The sequence below is a fragment of the Rhizobacter sp. P5_C2 genome, from assembly GCF_054049715.1.
The window spans coordinates 1-12,294 of record NZ_JBFULV010000150.1 but is presented as its reverse complement, the minus strand read 5'-3'; the positions used below and the strand labels follow the sequence as shown (position 1 = coordinate 12,294).

Genomic DNA, 12,294 nt, shown 5'->3' with positions numbered 1-12,294 from the left:
GGCGCGGGGCGCGCGGCGGGGGCGGCGGGCGGCGGCAGGCGCACTTCGAGCGAGACGGTGCCGATGTGCACGTCCGGGCGCGCGGGGGAGTCGCGGCGGGACGGGGTGAGTGGCGCCAGCGGGGTGGCGACGGCGTCGGCGCGGACGAACGAGGACGGTGCTGCGTCGATCGCGTGGGAAGGAGCGCCGGAGATGATGACAGGCGTCGCGCGTGCCGCGGCGTCGGCCGTCGCGTGGGTGGCGGTCTGCATGGGGAGCGTCGCCTGCAGGTCGAGCACGTCGACGGATCGCACGGCAGAGGGTGTCGACACACCCGCCTCCGGTGGGATGCGCGTCTCGGTGTGGATCGTCTGCAGCCCCGGCAGCGCGGTCTCGATGCCAGGCAGCGTCGAGCTCACCGGCTGCGCGAGCGATGGGGTCAGCGACGTGGGCAATTCGCTGCGAGGCGCGGTCGATGACAAGGCCTGCGTCGGGGTGCCCCGCACCGGCGCCTCGCGACCCTGCGGTTCGCTCCGCGCCGGCATCGATGCAGGCAGAGGCATCGAGGACAACGCTGCAGGCAACCCTTCGCGCTGCACCGTCGGTCCCGGCGCGCTCGACACCGCCTGCTCGACCCCACGCGCCACCTCGGCGGGGGCCGACGCCACCGGCCGCGCCACGCCGACCGGCACCGACTCGACCTCCACCACCTGCTCCAGCGGCGCGACCGCCGAGGCAGCCCGCGGCGCCGCCGCGACCGGTGTCGCCTTGGCCATCAGCCGCGCGAAATACCCGCTCATGCCCAGCTCCCGGCACCGTCGATGCGCCGCAGGTACTGCGCACGCCGCCAGTGCGGCAGCGCCAGGATCTCGGCCTCGCTCCAGTGGAAGCTGCCGGCCAGCCGCGCCACCTCGTCGAGCAGCGCCGCCTGGCGCCCCGCGAAGCCGGCCAGCAACGCCGCCTCCAGGTCGCAGGCCACGTCGTTGACTTGGCCACAGGACGGGCAGCCAGCCTGCAGCCGCAGCGCCGTCAGCGGGTCGTGTGCTTCGAAGGCGTCGTCGAGTGCGGGCAAGGCGTCGGCGCTCCACGGCACGCCCTCTTCCACCGACCGGTCGTCGATTGCCTCGACGAGCGTGCGGGCGAGCGCCATCGGAGACAGCGACGCACGGTCGCGCCACTGCCGCAGGTCGCGCCCGCACGGCAGGCGCAGGCGGAACTCCACGCCCTGCGCATCGCGCCACGCAAAACGCGGCGCGGCCGGTTCGCTGCCGAGGCTGGCCACGTCGAGCGGCAACGCCATCGGCTCGCCGCAGGCCCCGCACGGCGCCTGCAGTTCGAGGCTCGCGTCACCCGCCGCCAGCCGCACCGCGATCAGCCCGTGCAGGCGCCGGTTCAGCGTCCAGTCCCAGGCCTCGTCGCTCGGAAGCGCGCGGCCGTCGCCATCGCTCAGGCAGGCCGCGAGCACCGCCGTGGTCGCGCTGCCCGGCTCGGCCGCGTCGAACGCGACCGCCACGTCATCGGCGCCGCTCCCGAAGGCGCGCGCCTGCCAGCCGGCGGTCGATGACGCAAATGCCACGGCGTGCATGGCCGCTCAGCCCGCCTCGCTCGGCTCGGGCGTGTCGACATCGCGCGCCCAGCCTTCGAGCTCGATCTTCAGGTGCTCGATCGCGGTCGCGTTGGCGTTCGCGTCGAGGTCGGGCAGCGTCGTGAACTCGCTGACCCAGCAGCGGAACAGGAAGTAGCGGATCGCGACCTGGCTCTTCTCGTTCAGCACCTCCAGCGTCAGGTCTTTCTTGTAGCCGGCCAGGTCCATCACCGAATCGCCGGCGTAGCTGGACACCGCGTTGGCCCATTTCTCGAACTCCAGGTCGTGGGTGATGCCGCGCTCCAGCGTGACCGCGTCGTACGACGAGCGCCCGGGCGACTTGTGGTCGTAGCTGTTCTGGCCGCCGCTGCGGTGCTTGACGACCTCGGTGGTGCGCTTCAGCGAGCCGACCTTGGACACGCCGAGCACGGTCTTGCCGTCCCACAGCACCCGGAACTTGAAGTTCTTGTAGGGGTCGACGCGCGTGGCGTTGACGACGAAGCCTGTGTTTGCCATGGCTGGTTCTCCGCGCAGGGTTTAGAGATCGCCAGCGATCTGCTGGATGCTGATGACGACGAACTCGGCGGGCTTCAGGGGCGCGAAGCCGACCTGGATGTTCACGATGCCCTTGTTGCGGTCGTCCTGGGTGGTGGTCTCGGCGTCGCACTTGACGAAGAAGGCTTCCTTCGGCGTGGCGCCCTGGAAGGCGCCCTGGCGGAACAGCGAGTTCATGTAGGCGCCGACGTTGAGCCGGACCTTGGCCCACAGCGGCTCGTCGTTCGGCTCGAACACCACCCACTTGCTGCCGCGGAAGAGCGACTCCTCGAGCATCAGCGCGAGCCGGCGGATCGGCACGTATTTCCATTCCGACGCCAGCTGGTCCGCGCCGACCAGCGTGCGCGCGCCCCAGGCCACGCCACCGTAGACCGGGAAGGTGCGCAGGCAGTTGATGGCCAGCGGGTTGAGCACGCCGTTCTCGGCATCGGTGAGGCGGATGTCGAGCTGCACCACGCCGTTGAGCACCGCCTCGACGCCGGCCGGCGCCTTCCAGACACCGCGCTGGTTGTCGGTGCGCGCGAAGATGCCGGCCATCGTGCCGCTGGCGGCCACCGAGCGCAGCCGGAAGTCGTTCACCGGGTCGGGAATCTGCGTGCGAGGGAAGTAGATGGCAGCATTGCGGTGGCGCAGCGTCGCGTGGTCGTCGAGCCAGTCCTTGGCCTCGGCCACCTCGTCGATGTCTTCCGGCACGTCGATCAGCAGGAACGCGCGCTTGCGTTCGCAGAACGCGAGCGCCGGGCTGTAGATCGCGTCGATCTGCGCCGGGGTGGCGGCGATGTCCTTGGCGACCGCGCGCGGGATGCACAGGATGTTGAACAGGTCCACGCGGTCCAGGGCGTACAGGCCGGTGAACAGCGCCGGATTGCCGACGATCTGCAGCGCCCCGGGCAGGCCGCCGTCCGCACCGACCGTCGAGGCTGTCTGCGCCCCGGCGCTGGTGGCCAGGCCGAGGGCGTACTGCTGGATGCCGGCATTGGCGGCGGTCACCAGCTTCAGCACGGTCGCCGCGGTGTCGCCGCCGCCGTTCGCGAAGCTGAGAACGGCGCTGGGGTCGTAGTCCTTGCCGTTGCGGCCGGCAACGATGCGCAGGCGGTTGCCGACAATCTCGACGCTGGCGCCCGAGAGCGCGTCCTGCGCCGGGGCGGCCTTGTGCACCGCATCCTCCAGCCGCGGCCGCAGCTGCTTGAGGGTGGTGACGCTGCCGGCGACCCAGGTGTCCAGCGTCGCGGTCGACACTGTGGCGCCGGCGGCCGTGGTGACGGTGATGTCGATCTTGTCGGCACTGAGGCCGTCGTAGTCGGTCGTGAGCAGCGTGTCGAGCGCACCGCTGACGGTTCCGGTGGCGGCGGGCCGCACGTCGCTCGAGACCAGGTGGGTCAGCCGCACCAGGTGGGAATTGGCATTCACCACGCTCACCGCATAGCGCGGCTTGGTGCTGTCGAGCGTGACGTTGAGGTAGCGCTCGACGCCCAGCGGCTTGGCACGCGGGCCCGGGCCGTCGTAGCGCGCCACCACCAGGTTGAAGAGCTTTCCGGCCGGGTCGTCGACGTTGTGGTCGACGTCGATGCGCAGTGTGTTGCCCCACAGGCCGGGACTGGCCGCATCGGCGCGCAGCAGCTGGGTGCTGCCGCCGGCGGCGTCGACGCGCAGGATGACCGCGCCGGTGCCGGTGCCGGTGCCGGCGACACGGATCACGTAGGCCGAGCTGCCGCCGTTCAGGAAGTACTGCGCGAGCGCATAGCTTGCGTCGCTGCGGTCGTCCAGCCCGCCGAAGATGCGCTGGAAATCGGCCATGCCGAAGATCTCGGTCGCCTCGTCGAGCGGCCCTTCGCGGAAGAAGTCGATGAAGGCGGTGATGGAGGTGCCCACGCTGGTGATCGTGTGCACCCCGCTCGACACTTCCTGGATGTAGACGCCTGGATAAGTCACTTGCACCATGGGGCCTCCTAGGGAATACGCGGTCCGGCAATGAATCGGTCAAGCTGCGCGTCGACGCTCGCGTTCAGCGCGGAGCGCCGATAGCGCACCCGGCCATCGGCCGCCGGCACCGCCTCGACGGCGCCGGCATCGACCAGCCGCTGCAGCGCCTGCTGCAACTCGGTGTCGGTGAAGTCGTCGGCAGTGAGCCACCATTGCGTGATGCCTTCCAGCGTGTCGGACGCGAGCGGGTTCAGGCGCAGGTACCGCGACAAGGCTCGGACAATCTCCTCGACCGGATCGTTGGCGTTCATGGCGGCTGCGGCCTGTTGAGGCTCTTCATCGCAAGAGCGGTGCCATGCTTTTCGAGGGGCGTTTGCGGGGAGAAACGCCGTGGTCGGGACCTGCGGTGTGGATGAATTTGTCCACGCGCCAAGCCGCGCGATCGGGTCGTTGGTGCCTTCTCTGCTGTGGGGAATCGCGTGGACAAATTTGTCCGCGCAGATGCGCGCGAATGTCCTGCTCAGGCCCTGAATCGCTCGGTGCAGATCTCGTGCTTGCGGATCAGCTCGAAGAACGCGCGCCGGTTCTTCTTGGCCATCTCGGCGGCCTGCGTGATGTTGCCGCCGCTCGCGGCCAGCAGGCGCTCGATGTAGCAGCGCTCGAAGGCGTCGACCATGCGCGACTTGGCGGCGCGGAACGATTCGTCGGCGTCCAGCGGCGCGCCATGCGCCGGCAGCTCCAGGTCGTCTTCCTGGATGGTCGCGTGGTCGGCCAGCAGCACCGCGCGCTCGATCACGTGCTTCAGCTCGCGCACGTTGCCCGGCCAGTCGTGCGCCAGCAGGCGCCGCATCGCCTGCGGCGACAGGCCGAGCGTGGGCCGGCGGTTCTGCGCGGCGCACTGCTGGATGAAACGCAGCGCGAGCGTCACGATGTCTTCGGCACGCTCGCGCAGCGGCGGCAGCGTGACGCTGAGCACGTGCAGCCGGAAGTAGAGGTCGCGCCGGAACAGCCCGCGCTCCACCAGGCCGGGCAGGTCCTGGTTGCTGGCCGCGATCACGCGCACGTCGGCGTTCTGCACCGTGTCGCCGCCGACCGGGCGGAACTCCATCTCCTGCAGGAAGCGCAGCAGCTTCGACTGGGCCGGTGCCGGCAGCGAATCGACCTCGTCGAGGAACAGCGTGCCGCCCTGCGCCTCGCGCACGAGCCCGGCACGCGCCGTGTGCGCATGCGTGAAGGCGCCGCGCACATGGCCGAACAGCTCGCTTTCGAGCAGTTCGGCCGGGATCGCGCCGCAGTTCACCGCCACCAGCGGCCGGGTCGCGCGCGCCGAGCTGTAGTGGATGGCGCGGGCATAGATCTCCTTGCCGCTGCCGGTCTCGCCGAGGATCAGCACGCCGGCGTCGCAACCGGCGATGCCCGGCAGCAGCGCGAGCTGCTTGACGAAGGCCGGGCTGCTGCCGACCAGTTCGCGCAGCGCGGGGGACGCCACCAGGTGCGGCGGCATCGGCTGCGGCGACAACGGTTGAGCAGGCAGCAGGCCGGCCGCACGCTGCAGCCGCACCAGCATCGCGGCGTCGTCGCCGGGCAGGCTGGTGAAGTCGAACGCGCCGCTGGTCATCAGGTCGAGCAGCTGCGATTGCGACAGATCGATGACCGCCGGCACCACGCTCGCATGCGGATGGCCGTGCCGCCACAGCGCGATGTCGCCGGCCATGCGGGCGACGTTGCCCGCATCGACGATCGGTACCAGCAGGTCGCAGTCCGCATCGCACAGCGACAACGCATGGCGGCCGACGCTGAACAGCTCGGCCGCCGCGATGACGCCGCTCAGCGCCTGCGCGAGCGCGTCATGCGCGTGGCAGGCGGCAACGGTGCAACGCGGTGCAGTCATGGGGGCATGGCCGCCGCAGCGGCACGCCATCGATCGCAAAGACCAGGACAGTCATGTGTCCTCCCTGAAGTCTTGTGGGGGTCGGAAGCGGATTCTTCGGAAGATCTTCGCGCACGGACATCCCTAGCTCAAGCCGTGGAGGCGGCTTGTCCTTCATGTTGGGGATGGATGGGGGCGCACACGACGAGGGTTTGGAAAGGCGCGGCGTCGTGATGAAGACGCAAGACGGGATGCTCGTCGTTGAACATCGCGGCGGCACCAAGCAGACGCTGCGTGAGATGCCCAGGCCCCAGCCGATCCGCATTGGGACGGTCTTGAAGAGGCGGAATGGGCTGCGCTGTCTTGCCCGGCCGGATGGATTTCGTTAATATCTACATCCGTATATATTTTCGACGAGGTCCCCATCATGAAAGGCGATGCTGCAAAGACGGCCAGGATCTTCATGAACGGCGGCAGCCAAGCCGTTCGCTTGCCGGCGGAGTTCCGCTTCGATGTGTCGGAGGTGTATGTCCGGCGCGACCCCCGAACCGGTGACGTGGTCCTGTCCAGCCGACCGGCGAAGAGCTGGGCAAATTTCTTCGCACTGCGAGACAAGCACGCGGGAGTCGTTCCGGATGACTTCCTTGCCGACCGATCCGTCGCGCCGCAAGAGCGCGATCCGTTCTCCGATTGGAAAGAGTGACGGATGCTCTACATGCTGGATACGAACATCTGCAGCGCGGTGATCAAAAAGCAGTCCGGCGCCGACAGCAAATTGGCGGCCCTCGACCCGGCCGATGTCTGCATCTCTGCGATCACCTATGCCGAATTGCGCTTCGGAGTCGCACTGGCGGCACCAGCCCCCCGCCTTGAAGCGCTGGTCGACGAATTCCTGGAGTGCGTGCGCTGCGAACCATGGGACATGCTAGCGGCAGACCGCCACGGCAGCTTGCGTGCCCAGTTGCGCCTGAGCGGTCGCCCGATCGGCCCGTACGACGAAATGATCGCGGCGCATGCGCTGTCACTGAAAGCGGCGGTCGTCACGAACAACGAGAAGCACTTCCGTCAGGTGGCAGGGCTGAAGGTCGTCAACTGGATCCAGGGCTGAGCTTCTGATGTCGCCGGTGGTCGACTTCAACTTGTCCGCGGTTCCAGAGGCTGCGTTCTCATGCTGATCCTGCTGGTCGAAGACGACCAGCCCCTCGCCGCGTCGATCGCGGGCGCGCTCGGCGCGCAAGGCTGGCGGGTCGACATCAGCCCGCTCGGCGAGCCGGTGCCGGCCTCGCTGATGCGCGACGACTACGACGCCTTGATCCTCGACATCGGCCTGCCCGGCATCGACGGGCTGGAGACGCTGCGGCGCGTGCGCGCGCAAGGCTCGCGGCTGCCGGTGCTGATGCTGACGGCGCGCGACACCGTCGAGCAGCGGGTGCACGGGCTCGAGGTCGGCGCCGACGACTACCTCGTCAAGCCGTTCGCGCCGGTCGAGCTGGTCGCGCGGCTGCGCGCCCTCACCCGCCGCCACGAGAACCGCGTGGCCGAGGTGCTGTCGGTGGGCCGGCTACGCTTCGATCCGAAGGCGCTGCGCGCCTGGGTAGGCGACGCGTTGAGCGACGCGTCAGGCGACGAGCCGGTGAAGCTCTCGCGCCGCGAGTGCGACATCCTGCAGTACCTGATGCTGAAGGCCGGGCGCGTGGTGCAGCGCGAGCAGCTCGTCACGCTGGTGCCGGGCTGGAGCGGCGCTACCTCCGACAACGCACTCGACCTGCTGGTGTCGCGCTTGCGCACGAAGATCGAACCAGCAGGCGTGCGCCTGCGCACCGTGCGCGGCCTCGGCTACCTGCTCGACGCGGGGGACGACGCGTGACGGTGCCGATGGTGCCGACCGTGCCCGCGAGCAGCCTGCGCCGCACGCTGCTGCGCTGGCTGATCCTGCCGCTGGTCGCGCTGGTGCCCTTGTCGGCCGCGGTGGTCTATGCGCTCGCGGTGCGCCCGGCGCTCGACGGCCTGGACCGCGCGCTGACCGACACCGCGGTCGCGCTGACCGGCATCCTCGAAGTGCACGACGGCCAGGCGACGCTGCCGCTCAGTGCGCAGACGCTGCGCGCGCTGCGGGCCGACCTGGTCGACGAGGTGGCCTTCGTCGTCGGCGACGCGCAAGGCCGGCCGCTCGGTGGCGACGCCGCGCTGCTCGCGCTGTCCCCGGTGCTGCAGGCCGGGCAATGGCGCTTCTTCAATGCCACGCTGCGCGGCCGGCACATGCGCGCGGCCGCCTTCGGGGCGCGCTGCGGCGAGCCGGCGCAGGTCTGCACGATCCTGGTCGCCGAGTCGCTCGGCAAGCGCGAGGATGCCGAACGCGCGGTGGCCTGGGCCGCGCTGGCCGCGGCCGTGCTGCTGGCGCTGTCGCTGGGGCTGCTGTCGGTGGTGGCGGTGCAGCGCGGCCTGCGCCCGCTGCAGCGCGCATCGGTCGAGATCGGATCGCGCTCGCTGCAGCGGCTCGATCCGATCGAGCCGGACACCGTGCCGCGCGAGGTCGCGCCCTTCGTGGCGGCGCTGAACGACCTGTTCGCACGGCTGCGCCTGGCGGCCTCGGCGCAGCGCGCGTTCGTCGAAGACGCCGCGCATCAGCTGCGCACGCCGCTGTCGACCTTGCGCGTGGAATCGGCCCAGGCGCTGGCGCAGGCCTGCCCGCCCGAACTGCAGCCGACGCTGCTGCGGCTGCACGCGGCCGCCGAGCGCGGCGCGCACCTGGTGCAGCAGCTGCTGACGCTGGCGCGTGCCGACGGCGCGGCCCTCGGGGCCGGCACGCCGCTCGCGCGCATCGACCTTGCCGCGCTGGCCGCGCAGTCGGCCGACGACTGGCTGCGGCCCGCGCTCGCTGCCGGGCAGGACCTCGGCTTCGATCTCGAGCCCGCGCTCGTCGACGGCGACGCGCTGCTGCTGCGCGAGCTGCTCGGCAACCTGATCCACAACGCGATCGAGCATGCGGGCGCCGGATCCCGCATCACCGTGCGAACGCGCGGCGAGCCCGAACGTTCGCTGCTGGAAGTGATCGACGACGGCCGCGGCCTGCCCGCCGACGAACTGCCGCAGGTCTGGGACCGGTTCCGCCGCGGCGCCGGTGCCGGCGGGCTGGGCACCGGTCTCGGCTTGGCCATCGTGCGCGACATCGCGCGCCTGCATGGCGGCGATGCCGTGCTGCGGCCCGGCGCCGAGGGCCGCGGCCTGGCGGCCACCGTGACGCTTCCGCGCAGCCCCGCTGAACCTGTCGCCAACCTGTCGTAGGTAAAAACCGATGGCGTCTGCAGAGGGCTCACTGCCTAGAGTGGGCCTCCTCTGACGGAGCCACCATGATCGACAGAAACCTTGCTCGGGGACTCTTCCTGGCCGCCATCGCGCTGGCTTTCGGACTCGGCGCGCTGCGCTACCCGATCGGCGATTTCGCCCGCGCCGGTGCCGGGCTGTTCCCGCTGATGGTCAGCGTGCTGCTGCTGCTGATCGCGCTGGCCACGCTGGTGCGGTCGCGCGTCGTCACCGGCCCGCGCTTCGAGTTCAACCCGGTCAACATCGCGCTGCTGCTGTCCGCCCTGTGCGCGTTCGCGCTGGTCTCGCGGGTGCTGGACATGACGGCCGGCATCGTCGCGATGGTGTTCATCTCGGGCTTCGCCGGCACGGCGAAGTACTCGATCGTGCGCAACCTCAAGGTGTCGGTCGGCCTGTTCCTGGTGGCGCTGGCCTTCCAGAAACTGCTCGGCCTGAGCCTCAACCTGTACTGAGGCACCGACCATGGATCTCCTGCACAACCTCGCCTTCGGTTTCAGCCACGCGCTGACGATGCAGAACCTGCTGTTCTGCGCCATCGGTTGCACGGTGGGCACGCTGGTCGGCCTGCTGCCGGGCCTCGGGCCGCTGGCCACCATCAGCCTGCTGCTGCCGCTGACGTATTCCATTCCCACCAACGGCGCGCTGATCATGCTGGCCGGCATCTACTACGGTGCGCAGTACGGCGACAGCGTCAGCGCGATCACGATGAAGATCCCGCATGCCAGCAGCATCGTGGCCTGCATCGACGGCTACCAGATGACGCTGAAGGGCAAGACGGGCCTCGCGCTGTTCACCGCCGGCGTGTCCAGCTTCATCGGCGGCACGGTGGCGATCGTCGTGCTGACCTTCCTGGCGCCCAGCCTCGGCGAGGTGGCCTTCCTGTTCGGCCCGGCCGACTACTGCGCGCTGATGCTGGTCGGCTTCGTCTGCGTCAGCTTCGTGACCACCGGCAGCCTGCTGAACGGCATGGCGATGTGCCTGATCGGCGTGCTGCTCGGGCAGATCGGCACCGACGTGAACAGCGGCGTGCAGCGCTACACCTGGGACCTGCCGATGCTGGCCGACGGCGTCGGTCTCGTCAGCGTCGCGCTCGGTTGCTTCGGCATCGCCGAGATCACGAAGAACCTCGATTCGCGCGAGGAGCGCTCGCCCTTCAACGGCACCATCAAGCTGATGCCGACCTGGGCCGAGTTCAAGCGGATCATCCCGAGCGCGCTGCGCGGCAGCGTGGTCGGTTCGTTCCTCGGCATCCTGCCGGGCGGCGGGCCGGTGATCGCGCAGTTCGCGGCCTACGCGCTCGACAAGAAGGTCAGCAAGTACCGCCACGAGATCGGCTCCGGCGCGATCGAGGGCGTGGCCGGCCAGGCCGCGGCCGACGAGGCCGCCGCCCGCACCAGCTTCATCCCGCTGATGAGCATCGGCATCCCGGAGAACGCGGTGATGGCGCTGATGATGGCGGCCTTCGTGATCAAGGGCATCCAGCCGGGGCCGAACATGATCGCCGGGCACCCGGACCTGTTCTGGGGGCTGGTGGCCAGCATGTGGGTGGGCAACTGTTTCCTGCTGATCCTGAACGTGCCGCTGGTGCGCTACTGGCTGTCGGTGTTCAAGATCCCGTACAGCGTGCTGTTCCCGTCGATCCTGTTCTTCTGCTGCATCGGCACCTACAGCGTCAACAACAACCTCGACGACATCTTCGTCACGGCGGCGTTCGGCCTCGGCGGCTACCTGTTCTCGCGCCTCGACATGGACGCGGCGCCGCTGATGCTGGGCTTCATCCTGGGGCCGATGCTGGAGGAGAACTTCCGGCGCGCGATGCTGCTGAGCCGCGGCAGTTTCAGCGCGTTCGTCACGCGGCCGATCAGCGCGACGCTGATGGGGCTGATCGCGGTGTTCATCGTGTGGCAGTTCGCGGTGTTCATGATGAAGGCGCGCGCGCCGCAGGCGCAACCGGCGTAGGAGCAGGAGCAGGAGCAGGAGAGAACCCGGGCGTGACTTTGGTCGCTTTACGCCCCGGCTCCGGTGCGCAATCCTGCCGGCGAATCGATGTCCGGCCCCGGTCGCTGTGCCGTTGTCGCGTTGTGGACATTGCCCCTGCTCCCGCACGCAAGGATCCTCATGAGCGCCCGCGACCCAGTGCCCCTGCCGCCGCTGCCATCCGACAGCCTCCTCGATGCGCGCATCCACGCGCCTGCCGCGGGCCTCGTGGTCGGGCGGCTGGTCGGTTTCACGAACGAAGGCCGCACGCCGCTGGTGGCCGTCGTCGACGCGTCGGACGGGCCCGCCCTGCCCGCGCAGTCGGCCGTCGACCTGCACGGCGCCCACGTGGGCCGCCGGGTCGTGATGGGCCACGAAGGCGGCGACCTGCGCCGCCCGATCGTGCTCGGCGTGCTCGGCGGTGACGAAGGCTGGCCGCTGCGCGAGAGCGTCGGCAACGTCGAGGTCTCGGCCGACGGCGAGCGCATGACGGTGTCGGCTCGCCACCAGCTGGTGTTGCGCTGCGGCGAATCGAGCATCGTGCTGCGCAGCGATGGCCGGGTCGAGATCCGGGGCGAGACCGTCATCACGCAGGCGGTCGGCGCCAACCATGTGCGCGGGGGTTCTGTTCAGCTGAACTGAATGAGCGCGACGGAATGAGCGTGAATACCGCCGCCCCCCTTCAGCCAATCGGCTTCGCGCCGTCCGAGATCACCCGCCTGGTCAACCGCCCGGTGGTGGAAGAGCATGTCGGCCAGGCCGCCACGCTGTGGATGCTGCGCGAGCGGGCCCTCGCCGCACCGCACTACAAGCTGCTCCACCTGGCCCGCCTCGACGAGCGCGTGACCGCCCATCTCGAGGGCGTGCACACCGCCGGCGACACCGGCTGGCAGCTGGCCTGCCGCGCGCTCGAGAGCGGCGACGCCGGCGCCTGTTTCGTCGTCGCCTGGCTGGCCTTCCGCGAGCAACAGCCGCAGCGCATGCGCCTGGCGCTGCAATGCGGCCTGGCCACGCCCGCCTTCACGCAGGCGCTGGTCGCCGCGCTCGCCTGGATCGAGCCGGAGCGCCTGCGCGACACGCT

13 protein-coding genes and 1 pseudogene are annotated in these 12,294 nt (G+C 70.0%); 8 read left to right on the top strand and 6 right to left on the bottom strand.

The genetic code is table 11. From position 1 onward, the window contains the following. From ACXJLU_RS30865 to ACXJLU_RS30840, 6 genes are all read right to left on the bottom strand, one after another. The coding region (locus tag ACXJLU_RS30865) for a hypothetical protein (RefSeq protein ID WP_457337585.1) at positions 1-779 on the bottom strand (779 nt) is incomplete at its 3' end. Beyond that, the gene (locus ACXJLU_RS30860; protein WP_457337584.1) at positions 776-1,564 is read right to left on the bottom strand and encodes a hypothetical protein; all 789 of its coding nucleotides are present in this window, start codon (positions 1,562-1,564) and stop codon (positions 776-778) included. The genes ACXJLU_RS30865 and ACXJLU_RS30860, both read right to left, overlap by 4 nt. 6 nt (positions 1,565-1,570) lie before the next feature. Continuing rightward, positions 1,571-2,080 carry a phage tail protein gene (locus ACXJLU_RS30855; protein WP_457337583.1) on the bottom strand — a complete coding sequence of 170 codons (510 nt, stop codon included), beginning with the start codon at positions 2,078-2,080 and terminating at the stop codon, positions 1,571-1,573. A 21-nt stretch (positions 2,081-2,101) separates the two neighbouring features. After that, a complete protein-coding gene (locus tag ACXJLU_RS30850; RefSeq protein WP_457337582.1) occupies positions 2,102-4,060 on the bottom strand; it encodes a phage tail sheath family protein in 1,959 nt (652 codons plus the stop codon). An 8-nt stretch (positions 4,061-4,068) separates the two neighbouring features. Beyond that, positions 4,069-4,353: a hypothetical protein gene (locus ACXJLU_RS30845; protein WP_457337581.1), complete on the bottom strand. Its 285-nt coding sequence runs from the start codon at positions 4,351-4,353 to the stop codon at positions 4,069-4,071. 209 nt (positions 4,354-4,562) lie between these two features. After that, positions 4,563-5,933 (bottom strand): sigma-54 interaction domain-containing protein, encoded by a 1,371-nt coding sequence (locus tag ACXJLU_RS30840; RefSeq protein WP_457337580.1) that lies wholly within the window; start codon positions 5,931-5,933, stop codon positions 4,563-4,565. Between the two features lie 406 nt (positions 5,934-6,339). On the opposite strand from ACXJLU_RS30840, the gene ACXJLU_RS30835 reads away from it, so the two are divergent. From ACXJLU_RS30835 to ACXJLU_RS30800, 8 genes and pseudogenes are all read left to right on the top strand, one after another. Continuing rightward, positions 6,340-6,615 carry an antitoxin gene (locus tag ACXJLU_RS30835; protein ID WP_457337579.1) on the top strand — a complete coding sequence of 92 codons (276 nt, stop codon included), beginning with the start codon at positions 6,340-6,342 and terminating at the stop codon, positions 6,613-6,615. A gap of 3 nt (positions 6,616-6,618) precedes the next feature. Next, positions 6,619-7,020, top strand: a complete 402-nt coding sequence (locus tag ACXJLU_RS30830; RefSeq protein WP_457337578.1) for a type II toxin-antitoxin system VapC family toxin — start codon at positions 6,619-6,621, stop codon at positions 7,018-7,020. Between the two features lie 60 nt (positions 7,021-7,080). Continuing rightward, positions 7,081-7,779: a response regulator transcription factor gene (locus tag ACXJLU_RS30825; RefSeq protein WP_457337577.1), complete on the top strand. Its 699-nt coding sequence runs from the start codon at positions 7,081-7,083 to the stop codon at positions 7,777-7,779. After that, complete coding sequence (locus ACXJLU_RS30820) at positions 7,776-9,197, top strand: sensor histidine kinase (protein WP_457337576.1); 1,422 nt, start codon at positions 7,776-7,778, stop codon at positions 9,195-9,197. Before ACXJLU_RS30825 ends, ACXJLU_RS30820 begins: the two co-directional genes overlap by 4 nt. A 65-nt stretch (positions 9,198-9,262) precedes the next feature. After that, positions 9,263-9,688: a tripartite tricarboxylate transporter TctB family protein gene (locus ACXJLU_RS30815; protein ID WP_457337575.1), complete on the top strand. Its 426-nt coding sequence runs from the start codon at positions 9,263-9,265 to the stop codon at positions 9,686-9,688. Between the two features lie 10 nt (positions 9,689-9,698). Next, positions 9,699-11,195 (top strand): tripartite tricarboxylate transporter permease, encoded by a 1,497-nt coding sequence (locus tag ACXJLU_RS30810; RefSeq protein ID WP_457337574.1) that lies wholly within the window; start codon positions 9,699-9,701, stop codon positions 11,193-11,195. Between the two features lie 159 nt (positions 11,196-11,354). Next, positions 11,355-11,855 carry a DUF6484 domain-containing protein gene (locus tag ACXJLU_RS30805; protein WP_457337573.1) on the top strand — a complete coding sequence of 167 codons (501 nt, stop codon included), beginning with the start codon at positions 11,355-11,357 and terminating at the stop codon, positions 11,853-11,855. A 14-nt stretch (positions 11,856-11,869) separates the two neighbouring features. Next, a pseudogene (locus ACXJLU_RS30800) lies at positions 11,870-12,294 on the top strand (hypothetical protein); the annotation flags it as partial.